The organism is Actinomadura kijaniata (genome assembly GCF_014138665.1).
Taxonomy (GTDB): Bacteria; Actinomycetota; Actinomycetes; order Streptosporangiales; family Streptosporangiaceae; genus Spirillospora; species Spirillospora kijaniata.
On record NZ_JACJIA010000003.1, the window covers coordinates 318835 to 343161 of the forward strand.

General features: G+C 73.9%; 23 protein-coding genes. 12 read left to right on the forward strand and 11 right to left on the reverse strand.

Features of this window, described 5'->3' with window-relative positions:
* Position 1 precedes the first annotated feature (1 nt).
* Positions 2-1384 (reverse strand): family 2B encapsulin nanocompartment shell protein, encoded by a 1383-nt coding sequence (locus HNR61_RS13550; protein WP_312897893.1) that lies wholly within the window; start codon positions 1382-1384, stop codon positions 2-4.
* A gap of 234 nt (positions 1385-1618) precedes the next feature.
* Between HNR61_RS13550 and HNR61_RS13555 the strand changes: the two genes are divergently transcribed.
* Positions 1619-2521: a hypothetical protein gene (locus HNR61_RS13555; RefSeq protein WP_182843490.1), complete on the forward strand. Its 903-nt coding sequence runs from the start codon at positions 1619-1621 to the stop codon at positions 2519-2521.
* Between the two features lie 10 nt (positions 2522-2531).
* Here HNR61_RS13555 and HNR61_RS13560 read toward each other — a convergent pair whose 3' ends face one another.
* Both HNR61_RS13560 and HNR61_RS13565 read right to left on the reverse strand, forming a co-directional pair.
* A complete protein-coding gene (locus HNR61_RS13560) occupies positions 2532-3971 on the reverse strand; it encodes an MFS transporter (protein ID WP_312897894.1) in 1440 nt (479 codons plus the stop codon).
* Positions 3972-4070: 99 nt separating this feature from the next.
* Positions 4071-4499, reverse strand: a complete 429-nt coding sequence (locus HNR61_RS13565; protein ID WP_182843491.1) for a hypothetical protein — start codon at positions 4497-4499, stop codon at positions 4071-4073.
* Positions 4500-4801: 302 nt separating this feature from the next.
* Here HNR61_RS13565 and lpdA point away from each other — a divergent pair, with 302 nt between their 5' ends.
* From lpdA to HNR61_RS13580, 3 genes are all read left to right on the forward strand, one after another.
* Positions 4802-6205 (forward strand): dihydrolipoyl dehydrogenase, encoded by a 1404-nt coding sequence (gene lpdA / locus HNR61_RS13570; RefSeq protein ID WP_182843492.1) that lies wholly within the window; start codon positions 4802-4804, stop codon positions 6203-6205.
* A 235-nt stretch (positions 6206-6440) separates the two neighbouring features.
* On the forward strand, positions 6441-7274 hold the full coding sequence (gene ddaH, locus HNR61_RS13575) for a dimethylargininase (protein WP_220509372.1): 834 nt from the start codon (positions 6441-6443) through the stop codon (positions 7272-7274).
* Positions 7275-7311: 37 nt separating this feature from the next.
* Positions 7312-8109 (forward strand): tyrosine-protein phosphatase, encoded by a 798-nt coding sequence (locus HNR61_RS13580; protein WP_182843494.1) that lies wholly within the window; start codon positions 7312-7314, stop codon positions 8107-8109.
* Positions 8110-8115: 6 nt separating this feature from the next.
* Here HNR61_RS13580 and HNR61_RS13585 read toward each other — a convergent pair whose 3' ends face one another.
* Positions 8116-8667: a MarR family winged helix-turn-helix transcriptional regulator gene (locus tag HNR61_RS13585; RefSeq protein ID WP_220509302.1), complete on the reverse strand. Its 552-nt coding sequence runs from the start codon at positions 8665-8667 to the stop codon at positions 8116-8118.
* Positions 8668-8798: 131 nt separating this feature from the next.
* Between HNR61_RS13585 and HNR61_RS13590 the strand changes: the two genes are divergently transcribed.
* A complete protein-coding gene (locus HNR61_RS13590) occupies positions 8799-9728 on the forward strand; it encodes an NADP-dependent oxidoreductase (protein WP_182843495.1) in 930 nt (309 codons plus the stop codon).
* Between the two features lie 13 nt (positions 9729-9741).
* Here HNR61_RS13590 and HNR61_RS13595 read toward each other — a convergent pair whose 3' ends face one another.
* On the reverse strand, positions 9742-11025 hold the full coding sequence (locus HNR61_RS13595) for an MFS transporter (RefSeq protein WP_312897895.1): 1284 nt from the start codon (positions 11023-11025) through the stop codon (positions 9742-9744).
* A gap of 458 nt (positions 11026-11483) precedes the next feature.
* Positions 11484-12269: a helix-turn-helix domain-containing protein gene (locus tag HNR61_RS13600; protein WP_182843496.1), complete on the reverse strand. Its 786-nt coding sequence runs from the start codon at positions 12267-12269 to the stop codon at positions 11484-11486.
* A 96-nt stretch (positions 12270-12365) separates the two neighbouring features.
* Between HNR61_RS13600 and HNR61_RS13605 the strand changes: the two genes are divergently transcribed.
* Complete coding sequence (locus HNR61_RS13605; RefSeq protein ID WP_182843497.1) at positions 12366-13772, forward strand: MFS transporter; 1407 nt, start codon at positions 12366-12368, stop codon at positions 13770-13772.
* Positions 13773-13789: 17 nt separating this feature from the next.
* Here HNR61_RS13605 and HNR61_RS13610 read toward each other — a convergent pair whose 3' ends face one another.
* Together HNR61_RS13610 and HNR61_RS13615 are read right to left on the reverse strand one after the other, a co-directional pair.
* Positions 13790-14704: an HAAS signaling domain-containing protein gene (locus HNR61_RS13610; RefSeq protein WP_182843498.1), complete on the reverse strand. Its 915-nt coding sequence runs from the start codon at positions 14702-14704 to the stop codon at positions 13790-13792.
* Positions 14701-15039 (reverse strand): PadR family transcriptional regulator, encoded by a 339-nt coding sequence (locus tag HNR61_RS13615; protein WP_067810898.1) that lies wholly within the window; start codon positions 15037-15039, stop codon positions 14701-14703. Before HNR61_RS13615 ends, HNR61_RS13610 begins: the two co-directional genes overlap by 4 nt.
* A 120-nt stretch (positions 15040-15159) precedes the next feature.
* On the opposite strand from HNR61_RS13615, the gene HNR61_RS13620 reads away from it, so the two are divergent.
* Positions 15160-15357 carry an AsnC family protein gene (locus HNR61_RS13620; RefSeq protein ID WP_182843499.1) on the forward strand — a complete coding sequence of 66 codons (198 nt, stop codon included), beginning with the start codon at positions 15160-15162 and terminating at the stop codon, positions 15355-15357.
* Positions 15358-15461: 104 nt separating this feature from the next.
* Positions 15462-16472 carry a transcriptional regulator gene (locus tag HNR61_RS13625; protein ID WP_182843500.1) on the forward strand — a complete coding sequence of 337 codons (1011 nt, stop codon included), beginning with the start codon at positions 15462-15464 and terminating at the stop codon, positions 16470-16472.
* Here the strand turns inward: HNR61_RS13625 and HNR61_RS13630 are convergent.
* On the reverse strand, positions 16450-17904 hold the full coding sequence (locus HNR61_RS13630; RefSeq protein WP_182843501.1) for a WS/DGAT/MGAT family O-acyltransferase: 1455 nt from the start codon (positions 17902-17904) through the stop codon (positions 16450-16452). The genes HNR61_RS13625 and HNR61_RS13630 overlap by 23 nt on opposite strands.
* A gap of 263 nt (positions 17905-18167) precedes the next feature.
* On the opposite strand from HNR61_RS13630, the gene HNR61_RS13635 reads away from it, so the two are divergent.
* The gene (locus tag HNR61_RS13635) at positions 18168-18842 is read left to right on the forward strand and encodes a uracil-DNA glycosylase (RefSeq protein ID WP_182843502.1); all 675 of its coding nucleotides are present in this window, start codon (positions 18168-18170) and stop codon (positions 18840-18842) included.
* Between the two features lie 26 nt (positions 18843-18868).
* Here HNR61_RS13635 and HNR61_RS13640 read toward each other — a convergent pair whose 3' ends face one another.
* Positions 18869-19729 (reverse strand): hypothetical protein, encoded by an 861-nt coding sequence (locus tag HNR61_RS13640; RefSeq protein WP_220509303.1) that lies wholly within the window; start codon positions 19727-19729, stop codon positions 18869-18871.
* Positions 19730-19871: 142 nt separating this feature from the next.
* Here HNR61_RS13640 and HNR61_RS13645 point away from each other — a divergent pair, with 142 nt between their 5' ends.
* Both HNR61_RS13645 and HNR61_RS13650 read left to right on the forward strand, forming a co-directional pair.
* Positions 19872-20651: a lysophospholipid acyltransferase family protein gene (locus tag HNR61_RS13645; RefSeq protein WP_182843504.1), complete on the forward strand. Its 780-nt coding sequence runs from the start codon at positions 19872-19874 to the stop codon at positions 20649-20651.
* A 43-nt stretch (positions 20652-20694) separates the two neighbouring features.
* A complete protein-coding gene (locus tag HNR61_RS13650; protein WP_182843505.1) occupies positions 20695-21846 on the forward strand; it encodes a DUF5925 domain-containing protein in 1152 nt (383 codons plus the stop codon).
* Positions 21847-21922: 76 nt separating this feature from the next.
* Here HNR61_RS13650 and HNR61_RS13655 read toward each other — a convergent pair whose 3' ends face one another.
* On the reverse strand, positions 21923-22513 hold the full coding sequence (locus HNR61_RS13655; RefSeq protein ID WP_312897896.1) for a helix-turn-helix domain-containing protein: 591 nt from the start codon (positions 22511-22513) through the stop codon (positions 21923-21925).
* Positions 22514-22625: 112 nt separating this feature from the next.
* Here HNR61_RS13655 and HNR61_RS13660 point away from each other — a divergent pair, with 112 nt between their 5' ends.
* The gene (locus HNR61_RS13660) at positions 22626-24041 is read left to right on the forward strand and encodes an MFS transporter (protein ID WP_182843506.1); all 1416 of its coding nucleotides are present in this window, start codon (positions 22626-22628) and stop codon (positions 24039-24041) included.
* Positions 24042-24327: the final 286 nt, after the last annotated feature.

Consider the following 24327-nt stretch of genomic DNA (forward strand, 5'->3'; position numbering starts at 1 on the left):
GTCAGCCGCCGTGCGCGATCTCGACGCCCTCCAGCACCGCCAGCGCGTCGGGCACCAGCACGGCCGCCGAGTAGTAGGCGCTGACCAGGTACGACACGATCGCCTGCTCGCTGACGCCCATGAACCGCACCGACAGGCCCGGCTGGAACTCGTCGGGGATGCCGGTCTGGTGCAGGCCGACCACGCCCTGCGCCTCCTCGCCGGTCCGCATCAGCAGCACCGAGCTGGTCCGCGTCTTCGAGATCGGGATCTTGTTGCAGGGGAAGATCGGCACGCCGCGCCAGGCGGGGACCTTGTTGCCGTTGACGTCGACCGCGTCGGGGTAGACGCCGCGCGCGTTGCACTCGCGCCCGAACGCCGCGATCGTCTTGGGGTGCGCCAGGAAGAACGCCGGTTCCTTCCAGACCATCGTCAGCAGCTCGTCCATGTCGTCGGGGGTGGGCGGCCCGTTCCGGGTGGCGATGCGCTGCCGCAGGTCGCAGTTGTGGAGCAGCCCGAAGTCGCGGTTGTTGACCAGCTCGTGCTCCTGGCGCTCGCGCAGCGCCTCGATCGTCAGGCGGAGCTGCTGCTCGACCTGGTCCATCGGCTCGTTGTAGAGGTCGGCGACGCGCGTGTGGACGCGCAGGACGGTCTGGGCGACGCTCAGCTCGTACTCGCGCGGCGCCACCTCGTAGTCCACGAACGTGCCCGGCAGCACCGGCTCGCCCTCGTGCCCGGACGCCAGGGCAATCTCGGCCTCGCCGTTGTCGTCGGCGTCCGGCGGAGGGCTGTCGCGGTAGGCGGTGATGTGCGCCTGGAGCTCCTCCGAACGGTCGAGCACCTCGCGGAAATCGGACGCGTCCAGCGCCAGCACCGTGCAGGGGGTGAGGGCGCGGGCGGTGTAGTCCCACCGCTCGCCCTCCTCGCCGAGCAGCGTCCGGTCGCCGAAGAACCGGCCGTCGGCCAGCACCCCCAGGTCGATCTGGTCGCCGTACTCGCCCCGGCCGACCAGCCGGACCTTCCCGTGCGCGATGAGGTAGACCGCGTCCACCGGCCGGCCCGCCTCCACCAGCACGTCGCCGGGCTCGAACTCGCGCTGGGTGAACCTCCCGGCGAGGGCCTCCAGCGCCGGTTCGTTCTCGAACCCGCGCAGCGGCGGCAGCTCCCCCAGCTCGCGCGGGATCACCCGCACGTCGGCTCCGGTGGACACGAACGTGACGATGCCGTCGCCCACGGTGTAGGCGAGCCGGCGGTTCACCCGGTAGGCCCCGCCGGCCGCCTGCACCCACGGCAGCAGCTTCAGCAGCCACCGGGAGGAGATGGCCTGCATCTGCGGCACGGTCTTGGTCGTCGTGGCCAGGTTCCGCGCTGCCGCGGTGCCCAGGCTGAGCTGCTGTTCGGTCACGCTCCACCACCGATCCGGGGGTCGTCGTGTCTTGGCAAAAGCGCGCGCAGCAGTGACACTACATAGGGTAATCAGCTTGTCACAACGGGAGAGTGTCCTTACTTTTCCGTCCCAGCAGTCACCCCTGTGACGACTTCCGATCACGTCCGCGTACATCCACAGGAGCAGGCCGGTCCGCCGACTGACATCCTCCGTCCGACGCGCGGGGAGGCGCCGCCGCGCGAGAGTACCGGCATGCGCTCAACGAAGATCTCCTCCCTGCCCCGGACCGCGATGACCGCCTTCGCCACCACCGCCGTGCTGGCCGCCCCCGGCCTCGCCGTCACCACCCTCCTGACCACCGACGCCGACGCCGCGACGCGCGGGCGCGTCGTGGAGGTGAGCGTGGGGACCGACGGTTTCACCGCGCCCGCCGCCGTCCGTCCGGGCCCGGTCGCGTTCCGCGTCACCGCCGCCGACCCCGAGGGCGCCTACCTCGGCCTGGTCCGGCTGCGCCCCGGCGTCACCCTCCAGCGCTACCTGACGGACCTGGAGAAGGCCTACGGCAAGGGCGACCTTGAGGCCGCCCGGGCGGTGCAGCGCGAGGTCGTCATGTTCGGCGGCGCCGCGGTCCAGCCGGGCACGCCCGTCACCTACGGGACGCGGCTGGCCCCCGGTTCCTACCACCTGATCGACTTCAGGGAGGTCGGGCGCCCGGGGCTGGCCGCCAAGGTGCGGCCGCTGACGGTGCGGCCCGGCGCGGGCGCCGCCGAGCCGCGCGCCGAGGCGCGGATCGTGCAGCGCGAGACGCCCGAGGGCACCCGCTTCGACGCCCCGGCCGAGATCCGCTCCGGCGCGACGGTCCGCGTCGTCAACCGTTCCCGCCAGTACAACGAGGCCATCCTCATGCCCGTCCGCCCCGGCACCACCGACGAGCAGGTCGGCGCGTTCTACCGGGGCATGGACGGCGGGCCGCAGGCGCCCTCGCCGTTCACCGGCGGCCCGGTCGGGATGATCCCGCTGTCGCCGGGGCGCGCGGCGACCTTCGCCGCGCCGCTCAGGCCCGGCACGTACGCGCTGGTCACCTGGCTGCGCAGCTCCGACACCGGCCGCATGTTCGCCGCCCAGGGCATGCACAGGCTGGTGGCGGTCAAGTGAGGGAGCCGGGTCAGGCGGCGGGGACGCGCTCGCGGGCGGGCTCCTTCTCGCCCGCCTCCTCGATCGGGACGCCCGCCGTCTCCGGCAGCCTCAGGATCGGCACCAGCGCGATCGCGGCGGCCAGCATCAGGTAGTACGCCGGGACGCTGTGGGAGCCGGTCACCTTGATCAGCGACCCGACGACCACCGCGACGGTCCCGCCGAACAGCGCGGTCGAGACGTTGTAGCCGATCGCGAACGCCCCGTAGCGCACCCGCGTGGGGAACATCGCCGGGAACGTCGCCCCGATCACCGCCAGGATCAGCACCAGCAGCCCGCCGATGACGGCGTACCCCGCGGCGACCGCGAGGGTGTCGTCGGTCTGCATCAGCGCGAACGCGGGCCAGCTCAGCACCAGGAAGCCGACCGCGGCGGTCAGCAGCAGCGGCCGCCGCCCGACCCGGTCCGACAGCGCCCCCAGCGGGACGATCACCGCCATCATCGCCAGCTCCACGCCGATGGTGATGAGCTGCCCGGTGGTGGCGTCCATCTTCATGGTCTCCGTCAGGTACGAGGGCATGAACGTCAGCAGCGTGTAGTCGGCGACGTTCAGCAGCAGCACGATCGCGACCAGCATGGCGATCATGCGGCCGTGGTGGCGCAGCGTCTCCCGCAGCGGCGACCGGACGGTCTCGCCGCGGCTCTCCATCCGCCGGAACGCCGGGGTGTCCTCGATCCGCGACCGCACGTACAGGCCGACCAGGCCCAGCGGCAGCGCGATCAGGAACGGGATCCGCCAGCCCCAGGCGCGCATGGCCTCGTCGCCGAGCGCCTGGTGGACGCCGAACACCAGCGCCGCGCCCAGCACGAACCCGGCCAGCGTGCCCAGCTCCAGGAAGCTGCCGAAGAACCCGCGCCGCCGCGTCGGCGCGTACTCGGCGATCATCGTGGCGGCGCCGCCGTACTCGCCGCCGGCCGAGAAGCCCTGCACCAGCCGCACGGCCAGCAGCACCAGCGGGGCGGCCAGGCCGATCGTCTCGTAGCCGGGCAGCACGCCGATCACGAACGTCGAGCCCGACATCAGGATGATCGTCATGGCGAGCACGCGCTTGCGGCCGATCCGGTCGCCCAGCGGCCCGAAGAACATCCCGCCGAACGGGCGCGCGATGAACGCCGCCGCGAGCAGGGCGAACGAGCGCAGCACCGCGCCGTCCTCGCCGCCGGGGAAGAACACCGTCCCGATGATCGCGGTCATCACCCCGGCGGAGAACACGCCGAAGTCGAACCACTCGATGCAGTTGCCCATCGCCGAGGCGGTCACGGCCTTGCGGACCGTCGCCTCGTCCACCGTCGCCTCGTCCGGGGCCCGGTCGTCCGACCGCCGCCCGGCGTTCCGGGCGGCGGTCTCGTCCTTGGCTCGCGGGCGCGGCCCACGTCCCCGTGGTCCGGGGTCGTCATCCAGCAGTGACACGGTCGTACCTCCCGGGCCTCACCTCCCCGAAGATCGGAAGGGGTAACCGGAGGGCGGCGAATATGGATCAGGTCACACCGGCCGGACGCGACGCCTCCGTCAGCGCTCCCCGCGCTCCTCCTCCAGCAGCTCCTCCAGCTCCGGGAGGTTCTGGGTGCGGCCGGGATCGGGCTCGATGTTCAGCGGGCCGTCGTCCTCGGGGATCATCAGCAGCGCCTGGGTGGTCTGCGACTCGCGGGTGATCACGCCGCTGGACAGCACGGTGTTGCGGTGCCGCAGCGCGCCGTTCTGGCGCAGCAGGTCGTCGATCTCGGCGCGCTGCCGGGCGATCCGTTTGGACATGCGGAGGTTGTCGACGAACCCGCCGACGGCCAGTCCGACGATGAGGGCGGCGATGGGGAACCCGACGGCCGGGGGCAGCGTCAGGGTGGCGGCGGCGACCAGTGCCAGGCCGACCACGATCGCAAGTGCGCCAAGGTGTGCCTCCGCCCAGTCCAGGACGGTGTTGACGCGCTTGGGGATCCTCACTCGCCTTCTCCTCCTCTTCGGCCGGGCCGCGGTCCCGGCTGTCGCGGAACGGGGGCGCGCCTCGGGGCGACGTCCGCGCCTCCCCGCGGGGACGGCGCCGCACGGGCGGTCCGCGCGGATGACTCCGCATGAACGACAGCGGCGGGCGGGGTGTTCCGGTCCCGGAGTGAGACGCGCGTCACCCGCCCCTCAGGATCATCGCTGTGGGAGTCCTCCGAAACCCTAACAGCCGACCGAAAAGGCTCCGGCGGAGGGGCGATCGAGATGCGAGCACCTGCGCGCGCCGAATATCGTCACTAGATATGAGCAATCACTTTGACGTCGTGGTCCTGGGCGCGGGCCCGGGTGGTTATGTCGCCGCGATCCGGTCGGCTCAGCTCGGGCTCAAGACGGCGATCATCGAGGAGAGGTACTGGGGCGGCGTCTGCCTGAACGTCGGCTGCATCCCCTCGAAGGCGCTGCTGCGCAACGCCGAGCTGGCGCACATCTTCACCCACGAGGCGGAGAAGTACGGGATCAAGGCCGAGGGCTCGGTCTCGTTCGACTACGGCGTCGCCTTCAAGCGCAGCCGCGAGGTGTCTGACAAGCTCGTCAAGGGCGTGCAGTTCCTCATGAAGAAGAACAAGATCACCTCGTTCAACGGCCGCGGCACCTTCACCGACCCCCACACCATCCAGGTGGCCAGGCAGGACGGCTCGTCCGAGACCGTCACCTTCGACCACTGCATCATCGCCGCCGGCGCGCACACCAAGCTGCTGCCCGGCACCTCCCTGTCCGAGCGCGTGGTGACCTACGAGGAGCAGATCCTCTCCGACACCCTGCCCGAGAGCATCGTGATCGCCGGCGCGGGCGCGATCGGCGTCGAGTTCGCCTACGTGCTGCACAACTACGGCGTCAAGGTCACGATCGTCGAGTTCCTGGACCGCATGGTGCCCAACGAGGACGCCGACGTGTCCAAGGAGCTGGCCAAGCGGTACCGCAAGCTGGGCATCGAGGTCCTCACCTCCACCCGCGTCGACTCCATCGACGACTCCGGCGACAAGGTCAAGGTCACCGTCACCGGCAAGGACGGCGCGTCCCGGACGCTGGAGGCCGACAAGGTCCTCCAGGCCATCGGCTTCGCCCCGAACGTCGAGGGCTACGGCCTGGACAAGACCGGCGTGAAGCTGACCGACCGCGGCGCGGTCGACGTGGACGGCCGCTGCCGGACCTCCGTGCCGCACATCTTCGCCATCGGCGACGTCACCGCCAAGCTGATGCTGGCGCACGCCGCCGAGGCCATGGGCATCGTCGCGGCCGAGACCATCGCCGACGCCGAGACCATGGAGATCGACTACGTCATGGTCCCGCGCGCCACCTACTGCCAGCCGCAGATCGCCTCGTTCGGCTGGACCGAGGCGCAGGCCAAGGAGCAGGGCTTCGACGTCAAGGTCGCCAAGTTCCCCTACAGCGCCAACGGCAAGGCCCTCGGCATGGGCGAGGGCGACGGCTTCGTGAAGGTCATCTCCGACGCGAAGTACGGCGAGATCCTGGGCGCCCACATGATCGGCCCGGAGGTCACCGAGCTGCTGCCGGAGCTGACCCTGGCCCAGCAGTGGGACCTGACCGTGCACGAGGTCTCCCGCAACGTCCACGCCCACCCGACCCTGGGCGAGGCCGTCAAGGAGGCGGTGCACGGCCTGGCCGGGCACATGATCAACCTCTGACGGAGGGTCGTTTCCCGAGGGCGGCGCGGGTTTCCGCGCCGCCCTCGCGCGTCCGCGCGGCGCCCTCCGCGCGGGTGCGCAACGATTCGCCGCACCCGCCCCGCGAAAAGCAACGAACCACCAGGTCATCGCAACTTCGGCGCATTGGCTGCCGCCCCGCGGCTTCCTAGGCTTTCGATCGCCATCCTCCGTCACCCGGAACGCCAAGGGAGCACGCATGACCGTCACCCCGGCAATGGAGCCCACCACCGCCCCGGCGATCCCGGAGCGCACGGCCCTCCACCGCCGCTTCCTCATGTGCCGGCCCGAGCACTTCACCGTCTCCTACGCCATCAACCCGTGGATGGACCCCGCGGCCGGGGCCGACGCCGACCGCGCCGTGAAGCAGTGGGAGGAGCTGCGCGCCGCCTACCTGTCCCTCGGCCACGACGTCGAGCTGATCGACCCGGTCCCCGGCCTGCCCGACATGGTGTTCGCCGCCAACGGCGCCCTGGTCGTCGGCGGCCGCGCCTACGGGGCCCGGTTCACCCACCCCGAGCGCGCCGCCGAGGGCCCCGCCTACGCCGCGTGGCTGCGGGCCCGGGGCTTCGAGGTGATGGACCCCTCCCACACCAACGAGGGCGAGGGCGACTTCCTGACCCTGGACCACGTGATCCTGGCCGGGACGGGCTTCCGCACCGAGATCGCCGCCCACCAGGAGGCGCAGGAGTACCTGGGCCGCCCGGTGGTGACGCTGCGCCTGGTGGACCCGCGCTTCTACCATCTGGACACCGCGCTGTTCCCGCTGACCGGCGACAACGTGGCCTACTACCCCGGCGCGTTCTCGCCCGGCAGCCGCGCGGTGCTGGAGCGGCTGTTCCCGCACGCGGTCCTCGCGACCGAGGCCGACGCCGCCGTCCTCGGCCTGAACGCGGTCAGCGACGGCCGCAACGTGGTGATCAACGCCGAGGCGGCCGGGCTGGCCGGGTCGCTGCGCGCGGCGGGCTTCCACCCCGTCCCGGTGGACCTGACCGAACTGCGCAAGGCGGGCGGCGGGCCCAAGTGCTGCACGCTGGAACTGCGCACCTGAGGTCCGAGCATTCCGGGGCATCCGGGACCATTGGGACATGCGGTTCGATGACGAGTACGGCCATATCGCCCTCGACGGCGCCGAGAACGTCCGCGATCTCGGCGGGATCCCCCTGACCGGCGGGGGCGAGACGGCCCACGGGCGCCTGCTGCGCGCCGACGCCCTGAACAAGCTGTCCGACGCCGACCTGGAGCGGCTGTCGGGCGTGCGCACCGTCGTCGACCTCCGCACCGACCTGGAGGTCCGGACCAACGGCGCCGACCGGCTCCCGGCCGGCGCCGAACTGGTCCGCCTGCCGGTCGCCGGCGGCGACCTGGACGTCTTCTACGAGGTGATCGGCAGCGGCGACCCGGCCCGGCAGGAGCAGATCTTCGGCGACGGCCGCTGCGAGCACGTCCTGGTCGAGATCAACCGGAACTTCGTGGCGATGCCGATCGAACGCGAGAAGTTCGCCGCCGCGCTCCACCGCGTCGCCGACGCCGCCTCCCTGCCCCTGCTGTTCCACTGCACGGCGGGCAAGGACCGCACCGGCTGGATGGCGGCGATCCTGCTGACGATCGCGGGCGCGCCGCGCCCGGTGGTGATGGAGGACTACATGCGGTCCAACCACTACCACCGCGAGAGCTACGGCAAGCTGCTGGCGTTCCTGGGCGACAGCGGGCAGATGAAGAACCCCGAGCTGCTGCGTCCCCTGCTGGAGCAGCGCCCGGCCTACCTGGAGGCGGCGTTCGACGAGGCCGAGCGGACCTACGGGTCGTTCGAGGCGTTCCTGTCGCGGGGCCTGGACCTGGACGAGGCGGCGCGGGCCCGCGTCCGCGCGGCCCTGCGCGGCTGACGCCGGTCACTCCTCCGTCGCGGCCCGCGCCGCGTCCCGGGACGCGGCGCGGCTCCGGCGCGGGGCGGCGGAGCGGGGCGGGAGCGCGCGCATGTGGTCGCGCACCCGCGTCATGATGTCGCCGAGGTGGTGCAGGTCGGCGTCGCTCAGGGGCGCGAACAGCAGGCGGCGGGCGACCCGGATGTGGCCGGGCATGACCCGGGCGACGCGGGCCAGGCCGGCGTCGGTGACGGTGACCAGGGTGGCGCGCTCGTCCTCGGGGTCGGGGCCGCGGGTGACGAGACCGGCCCTCTCCAGCAGCCCGGCCTGGTAGGTCAGTCCGCTGCGGCTGTAGACGACGCCGTCGGCCAGCTCGGTCATGGTGAGCCGCCCGCCGGCGGCGGCGAGGCGGGCCAATAGCTGGAACTGCACGTAGCTGAGGTCGCCTTCGGCGCGCACCTGCTGCTCGACGGCGTGCTGGAGCAGGCTGACGGACTCCATGAGCGCGAAGTAGGCCCCCAGTTGCTCGGGGGCGAGCGCCTCGTCCGTGGTGTCGGGCGTCGTCTCGGGGTCGGCCACCCTCCCAGCGTACTGCTTCGAATTCGAAGCATGTGACGAGGGTCACACCGCGTACCGGGATTGCTTCGAATTCGAAGCGGGTTGACGCCCACAGCTGCTTCGAATTCGAAGCACATGGGCGAGGAGAGATCATGAAGGCAGTGCGTTACCACCGGTACGGCGACAGCGACGTCCTGGTGCACGAGGAGGTCGACCGGCCGGTCGCGGGCGCCGGGCAGGTGGTGGTGAAGGTGGCCGCGACCTCGTTCAACCCGGTGGACGCGACCCTGCGTTCCGGGGCGCTGCGGGAGGTGTTCCCGCTGACCCTGCCGCACGTGCCGGGCATCGACGTGGCGGGCGTCGTCGCCGAGGTCGGCGCGGACGTGACCGGCTGGCGGGAGGGGGACGCGGTGGTGGCGTTCCTGCCGATGACCGCCGACGGCGCGGCCGCCGAGCACGTCGCGGTCCCGGCCGGGGTGCTGGCCGCCGCGCCCCGCACGGTGGACCTGCCCGACGCCGCGGCCCTGCCCGCGACCGGCCTGACGGCCTGGCAGGCCCTGTTCGAGCACGCCGGGCTGGAGGAGGGGCGGACCATCCTGGTCAACGGGGCGGGCGGCGCGGTCGGCGGCTACGCCGTCCAGCTCGCCAGGGAGGCCGGCGCCGTCGTCACCGCGACGGCGAGCGCGCGCAGCGCCGGCCGGATCCGCTCCCACGGCGTCCACCGGGTCATCGACTACACCGCCGGGCCCGTCACGGAGGCGGTCGGGGAACGCTTCGACGTGGTGCTGAACCTGGTGCCCACCTCGCCGGAGGAGACCGCCGCGCTGGTCGGGCTGGTCGCCGACGGCGGGATCCTGGTCAGCGCCACCACCCCCGCGCCCGAGGACGCGACGCGCGGGGTGCGGACGGCGCAGGTGTTCGCCCGCAGCGACGCCGCGCAGCTGTCGGAGCTCGTCGCCCGCGTCGACGCCGGGCGGCTGCGGATCGAGGTGGCCGACCGCCGTCCCCTCGCCGACCTGGCCGCCGTCCACGACGCGGCCGCCGCCGGGCGGCTGCCCGGCAAGACCGTCCTGGTCCCCTGACCCCCGGCCGGGGTCAGAGGAGTCCCTCGGCCCGCATCCGGCGCCGCGCCAGGGTGCGGGTCCGCAGGACGCCCGCGACGCCGACCGCCCAGACCAGGGCCTGGACCGTCCAGGCGACGCGGAACGCCCCGGGCGTGAACTCCCGGCCCGGGGACGCCGCGTCCAGCACGAAGCCGATCATCAGGATCGTGAGCAGGGAGGCGGCGAAGCCGCCCACGTTCACGATGCCGGTGGCGGTGCCCTGGCGGCCCGGCGGGTTGAACGTGCGGGCGAAGTCGAACCCGATCATCGCGCCGGGGCCGCCCAGCGCGACGCCGACGACCAGGACCGTCAGCAGCCAGGCGGGCGCGGGCGGCGGCCAGGCCAGGGCCGCCGCCCAGACCGCGACGTTGACGCCGACGATGCCGAGCACCAGCCAGGACCGGCGCAGCGGGTAGCGGGCGACGAGCCTGCCGACGAACGGCCCGGAGACCACGTTGGTCAGCACGAACACGGTCAGCAGCGTGCTCGCGCTCGCCGGGTCCATCCCCTGCCCCGACACCAGGTACGGGTAGCCCCACATCAGGGCGAAGGTGTTGGAGGAGAACTGCGTCACGAAGTGCGACCACAGGCCCAGCCGGGTGCCGGGGTGCCGCCAGGCGTCCGCGAGGTTGCGCCCGACCTCCCGCGGCGAGGGCGCGGCGGAGCGTTCCACCCCGGGCGGGGCGTCGCGGAGCACGGCCGCCGACAGCACCGCGACCAGCACGCCGAGGCCCGCCGCCGCCCCGAACGCCGGCGTCCAGCCGGGCCCGTGCAGCAGCGCGACCAGCGGCACCGCGCTGAGCACCTGCCCGAGCTGCCCGAGCATCCCGGTCAGCTGCGTGACCACGGGGATCTGCCGCGCCGGGAACCACAGCGACACGATGCTCAGCACGCTGATGAACGTCATGGCGTCCCCGGCCCCGACCAGCACCCGCGCGGCGACGGCGGTGGGGACGTTCCCGGCGACGGCCAGCAGCCCCTGCCCGGCGGCCATCACCAGCGCGCCCCCGGCGACCATCCGCCGCGGCCCGAGCCGGTCCAGCAGCAGCCCGACGGGCACCTGGAGGCCCGCGTAGACGAGCAGTTGCAGCACGGTGAAGGTGGCCAGGATCCCGGCCGAGGCGTCGAAGCGCTCGACGGCGTCGAGCCCGGCGACCCCGAACGAGGTGCGGTGCAGGACGGCGACGACGTAGGCGAGCACGCCGACCCCCCACAGCGCCCAGGCGATCCGCGGCGCCCGCCGCGCCGCCCCGTCCGGCTCCCGTTCTGTGATCACCTGGTCGCTTTGCACGATTCATCACCATAAGGGAGTCCGGCTTGCGGGCCCGGACCCGGGGTCAGGGGCGGGAGCGGAGGCGTTCGACCTCGTCCCGGGCCCCGGTCCCGGCGGCCCGGACGAACCCGTCAGCACCTCGCGCGTGTGGGCGTTCAGGTCGGAGCAGCACGCGTCGATGCGGGCCAGGCCCTCGGCGGTCGGCCGGACGAGGGTCTTGCGCCGGTCGCCGGGATCGGGACGGCGCTCGACAACACCGTCACCCAGCTCGCCGCCTCCGTCGGCGTCGCGGTCGTCGGGACATTCCTCTTCACCCGTGTCCGCGGGACCGCGCCGACCCGCCCGGCCCTCGCCGGGCGGGTCGGCGAGGCGCAGGCCGCGACGCTGTGGCGGGGCGTCACCCTGCCGGCGGTCGCGTTCGCGGTGTCCTTCCCGCTGCCGCGCGGGTCCGCCGCCCGAGGTCAGGGGGCGAGCAGGCGGCGGACGGCGGCGGGGGTGCGGCCCAGTTCGGCGCGCATGGTCCGGGTCAGGTGGGCCTGGTCGGAGAAGCCCAGCTCGGCGGCGAGCGCCGCCAGGTCGTCCGCGCCCTCCTCCAGCCGGTCCAGGGCGCGCGTGACGCGCAGCCGGTTGCGGTAGCGGCTCAGCGTCACGCCCGTCTCGCGGCGGAACACCCTGCTCAGATGGCTCGGCGTGACGCCCAGCAGCCGGGCCAGCGGGACCAGCCCCGCCGCCGCGGGATGGTCGGCCAGCAGCGCCTCGCGCGCCTGGTCCGCCAGCGCCCGGCCGCGCCCGCCGGACCCCCGGACGGGGACCGCCGTCTGGCGCAGGACCTCCGTCAGCAGCCCGACCAGATGCTCGGCCAGCGCGAACGAGGCGTCCGCCGACGACCTCAGCAGACCCCGGTGCGCCAGCTCGATCCGCCCGTCCACCCGCACCGGGAGCGCCGCGGCGGGATGGCCGTCCGTCGCCTCGTTCCAGAAGTGCGGCGCGAACGAGACCGCCGTGCACGCGTCGCCGCCCGCCGGGTGCGCGTAGCGCATCTCGTCCCCGGGGTGCTGGAGGTAGCCGGTGGCGGGCTCGATCACCGAGCCCCAGGCCTCGGCGCGCAGCCGGAACCGCCCCGACCGCACCAGCACCACCTGGTGCTGGTCGGCGGGCTCCGGCGGCGACCAGCCGGAGTGCCCTCCGGCGCAGCGCACCGACACCACCGAGAACTCCGGCGACTCGGCCACCACGGTTCGGCTCATCACGCGACCAGCCTAGACACCGCATCGCAAATTTGTTCAAGCCCGGCACGGGCGGCGGCGGCCACACTCCTCCCGAGCGTTCCCGGAGGAGGTCCCATGCGTCGAGGGCTGCTCGCCGCCCTGCTGACGGCCCAGGTCACGGTGTCGATGGACGGGTCGATCGTGACGGTGGCCATGCCGCACGTCCGCGAGACGCTGGACGCGTCCGGCGCGGTGCTCCAGCTGGTGACCGGCGGCTACATCCTGGCGGTGGCGGTGCTGGTGGTCACCGGCGCGCGGCTGGGCGACCTGCTGGGGCACCGGCGGGTGTTCCTGGCGGGGCTGGTCGCGTTCGGGGTCGCGTCGCTGGCGTGCGGGCTGGCCCCGAACGGCCCCGCGCTCGTCGCCGGCCGCGTCGTGCAGGGCGCGGCGGGCGCGCTGGTGCTGCCGCAGGTGCTGTCGCTGATCCAGCTGCACTTCACGGGGGCGGCGCGGGCGCGGGCGCTCGGGCTGTACTCCATGGTGCTCGCGCTGGGCGTGGCGATCGGGCAGATCGCGGGCGGCGTCATCGTGAACTGGGCGGGCTGGCGCCCGGTGTTCCTGGTCAACGTCCCGATCCTCGCCGTCGTCGTGGCCGTGGGCCGCCGCGCGCTCCCCGAGGGCGCGCCGCGCGGGAAGGGGCGGCGGCTGGACCTGGCCGGGGTGGCGTTGCTGTCGGCGGCGATGTCGGCGCTGGTCCTGCCGCTGGTCCTGGGGCGGGAGCACGGGTGGCCCTGGTGGAGCCCGGTGTCGTTCGCGGCGGGGTGCGCGGGGGTGGCGGCGTTCGCGTCCTATGAGCGCCGGGCCGCGCATCCGCTGCTCGATCTCGGCGCCCTGGGCGTGCGGGGCGTCCGTTCGGGGCTGCTGGCCTGCTGCGCCGTGATGGCCGCCTACACCGCGCTGCTGTTCGCGCTGGCCCTGCACCTCCAGAACGGGCTGGGCCGGTCGCCGCTGGTGGCGGGGCTGGCGTTCCTGCCCTACCCGCTGGGGTTCGCCGCCGTCAGCCTGACCTGGACGCGGCTGCCGGCGCGGCGCGCGCTGCCGGTCGTCGGGGCGCTGTGCTTCGCGGCGGCCGTGCTGGCGATGGCGCCGGCCGTCCGGAACGGCTGGCCGCTCGGGCTGGTCAGCCCGCTGCTGGTGCTGGCGGGCGCGGGGCACGCCGCCGGGTTCGCCCCCCTCGTCGACCGGATGGCGACCGCCGTCGGGAGGGAGCGCGCCTCGGCGCTGTCGGCGCTGACCAACACCACGACCCTGCTGGCGAACGTCGCCGCCATCGCCGCTCTCGGCGGCGTGTACCTGTCGGCCCCGTCGTCGGCGGCCGGGATGGGCCGGGTCGCCGCGTCGCTGGCGGTGCTGCTGGCGGCCGGGGCGCTCGCCGCGTGGCGGGCGGGACGCGGCACGGCGGTCCCCGCCCCACCGCCCGCCGCCCCGCCGCCCGCCGCCGGGCCGGTCGGGGCCGACGGCGGGGAGGCCGCCAGGGCGTGAGCCCCGGCCGGAGCGCGCTAGCCGCGCGCGGCGCGGAAGCGCTGGAAGACGCGGTTGGCGCTGACGGCGAGCACGCCCAAGGCGGCGACGGTGTAGAAGCCGTCCAGCACCTTCACCTCGGCCAGGAACGCCGGGTCGAAGAACGCCTCCCGGTACAGCACCCACGCCAGCGGCAGCGCGAACAGCGCCTCGGCGGCGGCGGTCCAGACCGCCAGCCGGACGGTCCAGCCGCGCACGGCGATCCGCACCAGCTCGACCGCCGACAGGGCGACCAGGCCCGCCAGGATCGGCCAGATCCAGCCCGACCACAGGCCGGCGTCGAGGACCTCGGCCTCCCGGCCCGCGTGCTCCAGCGGCGTGGCGACGTGCTGCCACACGATCAGGCCGAGCAGCAGGACGTTCCAGGCGACCGAGGCGGCGGCCCCGAGGGCGCGCTCGTCCCGGTTCCGGAGCGGCGGCAGGTCGTCGGGGGTCCAGGAGCCGGCGTCGCGGACCACGCGGTCGCGGTACCGGGAGCGTTCCACCAGCGCGAACACCACCGTCGGCCACGCGATCATCTGCGCGCCCACGGTGATGAGCGCGCCGACGCCGCTGCCGATCGCCGCGCCGGCGCCCGCGCCGTCCAGCACCGCCAGCGCCACCGACAGCACGGTCACGAGCGGCAGCACGGTGCTCAGCAGGACGGTCAGCAGCCGCACGTACGCCGGGTAGAGCTCGGGCCCGACCAGCGACAGCGGCCGGTCGGCGTACCGCGCGGCGAGCCGGATCGGGTCGCCCATCTCGGCGAGCACGGCGCGTTCGTCGGCCCCGCGCCCCTCCAGGGCGTCGGCGATCGTGGCCCGCAGCTCGTCGCCGATCTCCGCACGCTGGTCGGCGGGGACCCGCCGGACGACCTCGTGCACGTAGCGCTCGGTCAGGGTGTTCGCGCTCAACGGCTCTCCTTGGTCAGACGCGCCATGGAGGCGGCCAGGTCGTCCCACTCGCGCACCAGCTCGGCGCGCACCCGGGACCCCTCGTCGCTCACGCGGTAGAACTTCCGAGGTCGCGACTCCTCGGTGTTCCACTCGCTGACGAGCAGACCTTGCTTCTCCAGCCGGCGCAGCAGGGGGTAAAGGGTGTTGCCCTCGACGACGATCCCGGCGTCGTTGAGCGTCTCCAGGAGCGCGTAGCCGTACTGCGGCTCCCGGAGCAACGCCAGGCACGCGAGCACGACCGTTCCGCGTCGCAGCTCCTGGACCTGACTGAGGATCAACTCTTCGGAGGACACGCGTCACACCATAGTGTGCGGCACACACTATTGCCAGTCCCACAGCAATGTACGCCGCCACGTCAACCGAGGTTGACACATGGCCGATGTCAACCTACATTGACAGGTGGAGGTGATCCCATGATCCGTACCGGCTTCGCCGAGGACGACGACCCGCTCACCGCGCTGCACGCCGCGCTCCAGGCCCGCCGCGCCGCCGACCGCGCCCTGACCGCCCAGGTCCGCCGCGCCCGCAACCACGGCCTCACCTGGCAGGAGATCGCGACCCTGCTGGGCACCACCCCCCGCAGGGCCCGCCGCGACTACGCCAAGACCTGACCCCCATCCGAACGCCGAGCGTCGCCGTGCCCGGCGGCGAGTCGCGCGAGGCGCCGGGCGAGCGCCGCAGGCCGGGGCCCTGCGGCACGACCTAGGGTGGCGGCATGGGTGCGCGGGAGTGGCTGGAGGTCAGGGAACGGCTGGTGCGGGACCGGGAGCGGTTCGGGAGGATCGCCGACGCGTACTACGCCAACATGACGCGGGTCGCCGGGACCCCGCTGCTCGGCCGGGACGCCTGGACGCCGGACGCGCCCGTGCCGCTGGAGCGCGTCCGGCTGGAGTGGACCGAGCACGCCCCTCCCCCGGCGGTCACCGGCCCCGGGCGGGGGCTGCCCGAGGGCTTCGCCGACTACGCCGGGGCCGTCGGGGCGCTCGCCGCGCCCAGGGTGTTCGAGGACCGCCCCGCCTACCGCCTGCTGGCGGCCGGGCTGCGCGGGGACCCCGTGCTGCGGTTCGGCCGGGCGCGCTACTTCGACGCCGTGAACGTCGGGGAGGCCGCCGCCCACGAGCTGGCCGAGGGCGGGCGGGCGCTGCGGGAACGCGTCGGCGACCCCCGCGACCTCGCCCGGCGGCCCGCGCTGATGGCGGTGACCACGCTGACCGTCACGGCGTCGGGCACCTACGTGCTGCACTGGCGCGACCCCGCCAAGGTGGCGCACGCGGGCGGGCTGCACCAGGTCATGCCGGTGGGCGTGTTCCAGCAGGCGACCGACGAGCGCGCCGACCTCGACCTGTGGTGGAACATCACGCGCGAGTACGGCGAGGAGTTCCTCGGCACGGGCGAGGACCACACGCGCGCCGACGACCGCTTCACCGCGTTCCGGCGCGGCTGGGAGGCCGCCCGCGAACGCGGCGACGTGCGCCCCTACTGCCTCGGCCTCGGCGTCGACCCGCTGACGTTCGCCGTCGACCTGCTGACCGTGACCGTCGTCGAGGACGCGGCCTTCGCCGCCCTGTTCGGCGGGATGGTCGCCGAGAACGACGAGGGCCGGGTGTCCCTGGCCGCGTTCGACGGGTCCGTGCCCGGGCCGATGCAGCCCGCCGGGGCCGCCGCGCTGCGGCTCGCCTGGCGGCACCGGCGGGCGCTCGGCGTCAGTCCCGCGCGTTCCGCGTGAGGTCCTTCAGCTCGTCCAGCGCGTCGTCCAGGTGGTCGATCAGCTCGGCCGGGTCCGGGACCAGGTCGCGGCAGGCGACCACGCCCACGTCGACCTTGCCGTCGTAGGAGAACACCGTGATGTTCAGGCCGCCGCTGAGGTCGGTCACCACCGAGACCGGGTAGTAGCCGAGGACCCTCGCGCCGCACAGGTACAGCGGGAACTGCGGGCCGGGGACGTTCGAGATGATCAGGTTCAGCGGCAGGAACCCGGCCGTCGGGAACGCCGTCATCGCCAGCCGGATGATCGGGGCGGCCAGCGGCGCGGGCAGCAGCCCCGCCATCTCCTGGACCCACGCGCCCGACGACGACACGAAGCGGCGCTTCGCCCGGTCCATGTCGGCGCGGGTCGCGGCGTACCGGTCGGCCGGGTCCGCCAGGTGCGTCGCCAGCGGCGCGGTCATGATGGAGACCTGGTTGCCCGCGTCGGGGTCGTCGTCGCCGCGCCGCAGCGACACCGGCACCCCGGCGACCAGCGGGTCCGACGGCAGCGCGCCCCGCTTGTCCAGCCAGGTGCGCAGCGCCCCCGCGCACAGCGCCATGATCACGTCGTTGACGCTGCCGCCCAGGACCTGGCGGATCTCCTTGATCTCCGCCAGGGACAGCTCCCCGTAGGCCACCGCGCGGCCCCGGCCGATCGGCTGGTTGAACGGCGTCGGCGGCGCGCTGGTGCGGGGCGCGGGCGGCGGGGCCTCGCGGCCGAGGACGCCGTGCACCAGCCGCGTCATCCGGCCCACGCCGGGGATCGCCGCGACGCCGGGGATCTCGTCCAGGTGGGGGGCGGTGCGGGCCACCGACACCGCGCTGCGGAACGGGTGCAGCGCCGTCTTCAGCAGCGCGGTGCTCATCATCGTCCACGCGCCGGGGGCGCGCTTCGGCTCGCCGCCGGCGGCGGGCACCGGGCGGGGCTCGGGCGACAGGTCGAGCAGCGCGGCGAGGGTCTCGGCGGCCATCACGCCGTCGATCGCCGCGTGGTGCACCTTGACGTAGACGGCGGTGCGGCCACCCGACAGGCCCTGGATCAGGACCATCTCCCACAGCGGGCGGGACCGGTCGAGGGGGCGTTCGTGCAGCGTCGCGACCGCGTCGGCGAGCTGCCGGTCCGAGCCGGGGGCGGGCAGCGCGATCTCGAAGATGTGGCGTTCGGGGTCGAAGCCGGGGTCGTCCTCCCAGTAGGGGCGGTCCAGCCCCAGGGGCACCTGGACCAGGCGCTGGCGGAGGGGCCGGGCGGCCAGGTGGGCCCGGTCGCGGACCAGGTCGGCCACCGCCGCGACGGTGAGCCTTCCGCCGGCGCAGGAGGCGGCGTCCAGGACGCCCAGCCCCGCGATGTGCGCGTGGGTGGTGGGCGTCTCGGCGTTCAGGAAGGTCGCGTCCACGGTCGTCAGCTGGCTCATCTCGTCCCGCTCTCGCTGCTCTGGGTGCTCTTCGCCTACCTCTCTAGGAGTTACGGACTACGGCACGGTAGGTCAACGGAGGTGGTGAGGAAGTAACGCGGACTTAACAGGACGTTCCGGGCACCCAGACAGCACGTTTCCCCGGTTTCGTACAAAATTTTCCAACCGACAAACGTCCCATATCGGTCAAGACCTTCCGTCCGGAACGTTCCATGAGTAAGAGGGCCGCGCCCTGTCGGCCCGGCGGCGTAAGGTAAAGCGCCATGACGGGACGACCACTCTCGGAGATCGTTGAGGCGGGCTGGGCGCAGGCGCTGGAGCCGGTCGCCGACCGCATAGCGGCCATGGGCGAGTTCCTGCGCGCCGAGGTCACGGCGGGCCGCCGCTACCTGCCCGCCGGATCCCACATCCTGCGCGCGTTCCAGCAGCCGTTCAACGAGGTCCGCGTGCTGATCGTCGGCCAGGACCCCTATCCCACACCCGGCCACCCGGTGGGTCTGAGCTTCTCGGTGGCCCCCGGCGTCCGGCCCCCGGAAAGCCTGATCAACATCTACCGGGAGATGCGCGTCGACCTGGACCTGCCCTGGCCGACCAGCGGCGACCTCACACCGTGGACGCACCAGGGCGTCCTGCTGCTCAACAGGGTGCTGACGGTCGAGCCGCGCAGGTCCGGCTCGCACCGGGGCAAGGGCTGGGAGGAGGTCACCGAGCAGGCCATCCGCGCCCTCGCCGCCCGCGACAAGCCCCTGGTGGCGATCCTGTGGGGCCGCGACGCCCGCAACCTGCGGCCGCTGCTGGGCAGCGTCCCGGCGATCGAGTCGGCCCACCCGAGCCCCCGCTCGGCCGACAAGGGGTTCTTCGGATCCCGCCCGTTCAGCCGGGCCAACGCCCTGCTGGAGCAGCAGGGCGCCGCCCCGATCGACTGGAAGCTGCCCTGAGGCGCCCGCCGCGCTAGCCCTCCGCGTCAGCCCTCCGCGGGCAGGCGGCGCAGCAGCGCGGCGAACTCGCCGGACCCGTCCGGTCCGGCGTCCGGCCGCAACGGCGTCAGCCGCCGCCGCTCGTGCCCCCAGTACACGCCGGGGGCGCACGGGTCGTCGGCGTCGGCGTGCATCTCGGCGACCACGTCGGCGAACACCGGCAGCACCTCCGCCACCGACCGCGACGCGATCGGGTACAGCAGCAGCGTGCTGTGGCACGGCGCGCCCACCAGCGCCCCGTGGACGTTGTCGGCGGGCAGGAACTGGTGGATCTCGCTGAGCAGCGCCGACACGTAGCGGCTGCCCGGCTTGGTGATCACCCGCACGTTCCGGCCCGGCAGCAGCGGCTGGTCGCGGACCTGCACGTCGGCCAGCTCGCGGTCATGGGTGTTGGTCATGACGTACCCGAGCCGGTGCAGCCCCAGCAGCCCCGCGCGGGCCTTGGTCAGCGGCCCGCCGTACCGGGGGTGCTCGATCATCACCATCGCGTCGAAGTGGTCCCCGGCGGGGACGACCACCAGGCCCTCCCGGTCGCGCGGCGCCAGCTTCGGCACGATCCGCAGCCGCAGCAGCTCCCGGACGTCGCCGAACAGCTCCATCTCGCCGACCGCCCGCACCGCGCGGTCGTCGACCTCGCGCAGCCACTCGTCCACCAGCCGCGGCCACGCCGCCGGGTCGTCGCGCGCGCACCGCTCCAGCACCGTCCAGGTGGAGGCCCGCGCCTCGGACCGCCCCAGCGGCAGCACCACCTCCGAGGTGCCCTCGTCGAACCAGGCCGACGGGACCACCACGGGCAGCAGATCGCGGATGAGCGCGTGCACGTCCCCCGCCGCGTCCAACGGTTCCAACACCCATCCCCTCTCACTCGTCACCGGTTCACGTCCGTCTCCCTACCTTCTCAGAGTTCCGACTAACTGTGTGATCTATCGCCGGTGTTCGTCTCGCCTCGTGCCGGTCGCCGCGAGCGGCGATCCCCAGTACGGTGCACGCATGGCCGAAATCGTGTACCCGCCGGTGATCAAGGCGGCTAAAGGGCTGTTCAAGGCCCTGAACCTGAAGTTCCGCCTGGAGGGAACGGAGAACATCCCCGCCACCGGCGGCGCGGTGCTCGTCAGCAACCACGTCAGCTACCTGGACTTCATCTTCGCCGGGCTCGGGGCGTACCCGGCGGGGCGGCTGGTGCGGTTCATGGCGAAGAAGGAGATCTTCGACAACCGGATCGCCGGGCCGCTGATGCGGGGCATGCACCACATCCCGGTGGACCGCCAGGCGGGCGCGGCCTCCTACAAGGCGGCGCTGAACGCGTTGAAGTCCGGCGAGGTCATCGGGGTGTTCGCCGAGGCGACGATCAGCCGGTCGTTCACGGTGAAGGACATCAAGAGCGGCGCGGTGCGGATGGCGGTGGCGGCGAACGTCCCGCTGGTCCCGATGGCGATCTGGGGGCCGCAGCGGCTGTGGACCAAGGGGCGGCCGCGCCGGCTGTTCCAGCGGGGCGTGCCCATCACGATCCTGGTCGGCGAGCCCATGCACCCCAAGCGCGGCGACGACTACGACCAGGTCACCAAGGAGCTGCGGCAGCGGATCTCGGACCTGCTGGAGAAGGCGCAGCGCGAGTACCCCGACATCCCGGCGGCCGACGAGAAGTGGTGGCAGCCCGCCTACCTGGACGGCGCCGCCCCGACGCCGGAGGAGGCCGAGGCCCTCGACGCGGCCGAGGCCGAGGAGCGCGCCGCCCGCCGGGCCGCCCGCGAGGCGCGGGAGCAGGGGTAAATTCGATGGACTCCGGCGGGACCACGGGCTGATCATCGAAGGCATGACCACGTCACGGCGCCCGCCGGAGATCCTGCAGCTCGTTCCGGCGCCGGAGGTCCCCGAGGCCGATCCGAGCCCGTCGATCCTGCCCGTCGTCTTCAACCTCGACGAGAACAGCACGCCCGGCGAGGTGCTGGAGGTGCTGGCGCTGCGGCCGTTCGCGTCGGGCGAGCAGCCCTGGGCGCGGTCCACCCGGCTGGAGCACGTCAAGCCGGACGCCCCGCTGCGCCCCCCGGGCGCGCGGCTGGTCCGGTCGGCCCGCGAACGCGGCCAGGAGACGGTGCTGGCGACCGGGGACGGCTGGACGCTGCTGGTCAACCGGTGGAAGGGCGGCGGCGCCTACGTCGCGGTCACCGCCACCGCCGAGGACCTCGCCGAGGAGATCTTCGAGGAGTCGGTCCGGGACGCGACCGACCCGCCCCAGACCGACGACACCAACGTCGAGATGGGCTTCTGGCACCTGTCCGCCCGCGGCCCGCAGCGCAACGAGCGCGCGATCTCCGCCGACCACTGGTCCGACATCCGCCGCAACTACTCGGCCCCGGTCGCCACCGCCCTGGAACGGATCATGACGCTGTCCCCGGACGACGTCTCGGGCCGCCTGCTGCTGCACGGCCCGCCCGGCACCGGCAAGACGACGGCGCTGCGCGCGCTGGCGCGGGCGTGGAAGGACTGGTGCGACGCCGACTGCGTGCTGGACCCCGAGTCGCTGTTCGGGGCGCCGAGCTACCTGATGGAGGTGGCCGTCGGCGACGACGACGAGGAGAAGCGCCGCTGGCGGCTGCTGATCCTGGAGGACTGCGACGAGCTGATCCGCGGCGAGGCCAAGCAGTCGGCGGGGCAGGGCCTGTCGCGCCTGCTGAACCTGACCGACGGGATGCTGGGCCAGGGCCGCGACGTCCTGGTGGCGATCACCACGAACGAGGACCTGACCCGGCTGCACCCGGCGGTGGTGCGGCCGGGACGCTGCCTGGCGCAGGTCGAGGTGGGGCCGCTGACGCAGGCGGAGTCGGCGGCGTGGCTGGCCGAGGCGGGCGCGGAGGCGGAGGTCGGCCCGGACGGCGCGACGCTGGCCGAGCTGGTGGCGCTGTCGAAGGGCGAGCGGCCCGCCGCCGACCGCCCGTCCGGCACCGCCACCGGTTTCTACCTCTAGTCCGTGCTTCGCAGCCCTGGCCCGCGGGTCGGACGACGCGCTCGCGTGCGTGGCGAGGCCCACGTCGGAACGGGCCCTAGTCCTGGTGGCCGGGTGGGCCCTCCGGGCGTGCCCGCACGCGGGCCTTGTCGCCCTGCGGGCCGAAGATGTGCAGGATCTCCACGGGGCGGTCGCCGTTCGGGCCGAACCAGTGCGGCTCGGCCGTGTCGAACTCGGCCACCTCGCCGGGCCCCAGCGTGATCTCGCGTTCCCCGAGGACGAGCAGCAGCTCCCCGGCCAGCACGAACAGCCACTCGTAACCGTCGTGGGCGACGAGCCTGCGGGGGCAGGGCGCGATCACCTGCTTGAAGACCCGCAGGCGGCCCGGGTACCGCGTCAGCGGCACCAGGACGCTGCCCGCGCGGCGCCGCAGCGGGGTGAGGTGGACGCGCGGGTCGCCGGTCGCCGGGGCGGCGATGAGCTGGTCGAGCGCGACGCGGTGGGCGCGGGCGATCGGGATCAGCAGTTCGAGGGTGGGGCGCCGCAGTCCCGACTCGAGCCGGGACAGGCCGCTGACCGAGATGCCGGTCGCCTCCGACAGCGCCGCCAGGGTCATGCCGCGGTCGCGGCGCAGCGAGCGCAGCCGGGGTCCGATGGCGGCGAGCAGTTCTTCCATTTCGGCGTCCACGCCCGCCAGTCTGGCCTGGCCCGGGATTTTTTGCAGTCTTCGCAAATCTCCTGGCCGGGCGGGTTTCGGCGGCCCGACAGTGTTGCTCCCTCGACCATGCGAAGGAGTGACGATGGACAGACGCTGGACGGTGCTGGCGACCTGCTGCCTGAGCCTGTTCCTGGTGGGCCTGGACACGACGGCCGTGAACGTCGCCCTGCCCGCGATCGGCGCCGGGCTGGACGTCGGGACCCGCGGCCTGGAGTGGACGGTCGACGCCTACACGCTCGTGCTGGCGAGCCTGCTGATCACGTCCGGCGCGCTGGCCGACCGGTTCGGGCGGCGCCGCGTGTTCCGGCTCGGGCTGGTCGTCTTCGGCGTCGCGTCGGTCGCCTGCGCGCTCGCGCCGACCGCCGGCGTCCTGGTCGCGGCCCGCGCGGCGCAGGGCGTCGGCGGGGCGATGCTCAGCCCGGTGGCGCTCGCGATCGTCGTCAACGTGATCACCGAGCCGCGGCGGCGGGCGCGGGCGATCGGCGTGTGGGCGGCGGTCTTCGGCGCCAGCATGGCCGCCGGGCCGCTGGTGGGCGGCGTCCTCGTCGCGGAGGCGGGCTGGCGTTCGGTCTTCTGGATCAACGTGCCGGTGGTGGTCGCGGCGCTGGTGCTGACCGCGGTGTTCGTGCCGGAGTCGCGGGCGGAGCGGCCGCGGCGGCTCGACGGGTGGGGGCAGCTGCTGCTGGCCGTCGTGGTCGGCGGCGCGGTCGCCGTGCTGATCGAGGGGCCGCACCTCGGGTGGGGCTCGCCCGCGATGGTGGCCGGCTACGCCGTGGTGGCGGTGGCGCTGGGCGCGTTCGCCGGGGTGGAGGCGCGCCGGGAGGAGCCGCTGGTGGACCCCCGGCTGTTCCGCCGCCCGCCGTTCCTCGCCGCCGCCGTGGGCGCGGTCGCGGTGTTCGTCGCCCTCGGCGCGACGCTGCTGCTCACCACCCTCTACCTCCAGCACGCCCGGGGCATGTCCCCGATGGCCGTCGGGCTCGTCACGCTGCCGATGGCGATCGCCGCGACCGTGTGCGCCCCGCTCTCGGGCGTGCTCGTCGGCCGCTTCGGCGCGCGCCCGCCCCTGCTGCTCGCCGGTGCCTTCCTCGCGGCGGGCGGCCTCGGCGCCGTGGGCATCGGCCCGCACCCCGACGTCCGGCTGCTGTCGTCGGCCCTGCTGCTGATCGGTGTCGGGTTCGGGTTCGCGAACGCGCCGATCACCAACACCGCCGTCAGCGGCCTGCCGCCGGCCCGCGCCGGGGTCGCCGGGGCGATCACCTCCACCGCCCGCCAGCTCGGCTCGGCCCTGGGCGTCGCCGCCGCGGGCGGCTTCCTCGCCGGCGCCGCCCCCGCCCGGCTGGCCGAGGCGTCCCGCCCCGGCTGGTCCCTGGTGGCCGCCTGCGGCCTGCTGGTACTGACCACGGCCCTGGCCGCCCCCACGGCCGCCCCCCGCCGCAAGCCACCGATGAACGACCCGAAGACGGAACCGAACGAACAACGCCTGACCCCCCACCGATGAACGCCGGAGACCGGCGAGCGGCGGCCCGCCCGACACAACGATCAGCCGTCCGGCTCCAGGGGCTCCGCCCGACCGGGCATAGGAGCAGCGGACCACTGAACGGCGCGGACCGGAGAGGCTGGCGAGGTCCTTGCGCGGACGGACCCCAGCCATCACGCGAGGCGATACCGGACGCAGCCACGGCGCGGAGCGCCAGCCGGGCACCGGGTCGGGCGCGGTGGTCAGATGCAGCGGCGGGTGGCCGCCTGGAGTCCGGCGCAGAAGGGGGGCTCGGCCGTCTCCCGGC

Bases quoted from the DNA above. Each gene is read 5' to 3' on its own strand.
- HNR61_RS13620 (WP_182843499.1), top strand. From the start codon at position 15,160: ATGATCCGTACCGGCTTCGCCGAGGACGACGACCCGCTCACCGCGCTG.
- HNR61_RS13580 (WP_182843494.1), top strand. From the start codon at position 7,312: ATGCGGTTCGATGACGAGTACGGCCATATCGCCCTCGACGGCGCCGAG.
- HNR61_RS13590 (WP_182843495.1), top strand. From the start codon at position 8,799: ATGAAGGCAGTGCGTTACCACCGGTACGGCGACAGCGACGTCCTGGTG.
- HNR61_RS13605 (WP_182843497.1), top strand. From the start codon at position 12,366: ATGCGTCGAGGGCTGCTCGCCGCCCTGCTGACGGCCCAGGTCACGGTG.
- HNR61_RS13650 (WP_182843505.1), top strand. From the start codon at position 20,695: ATGACCACGTCACGGCGCCCGCCGGAGATCCTGCAGCTCGTTCCGGCG.
- HNR61_RS13600 (WP_182843496.1), bottom strand. From the start codon at position 12,269: ATGAGCCGAACCGTGGTGGCCGAGTCGCCGGAGTTCTCGGTGGTGTCG.
- ddaH (WP_220509372.1), top strand. From the start codon at position 6,441: ATGGAGCCCACCACCGCCCCGGCGATCCCGGAGCGCACGGCCCTCCAC.
- lpdA (WP_182843492.1), top strand. From the start codon at position 4,802: ATGAGCAATCACTTTGACGTCGTGGTCCTGGGCGCGGGCCCGGGTGGT.
- HNR61_RS13645 (WP_182843504.1), top strand. From the start codon at position 19,872: ATGGCCGAAATCGTGTACCCGCCGGTGATCAAGGCGGCTAAAGGGCTG.
- HNR61_RS13625 (WP_182843500.1), top strand. From the start codon at position 15,462: ATGGGTGCGCGGGAGTGGCTGGAGGTCAGGGAACGGCTGGTGCGGGAC.
- HNR61_RS13635 (WP_182843502.1), top strand. From the start codon at position 18,168: ATGACGGGACGACCACTCTCGGAGATCGTTGAGGCGGGCTGGGCGCAG.
- HNR61_RS13555 (WP_182843490.1), top strand. From the start codon at position 1,619: ATGCGCTCAACGAAGATCTCCTCCCTGCCCCGGACCGCGATGACCGCC.
- HNR61_RS13660 (WP_182843506.1), top strand. From the start codon at position 22,626: ATGGACAGACGCTGGACGGTGCTGGCGACCTGCTGCCTGAGCCTGTTC.
- HNR61_RS13630 (WP_182843501.1), bottom strand. From the start codon at position 17,904: ATGAGCCAGCTGACGACCGTGGACGCGACCTTCCTGAACGCCGAGACG.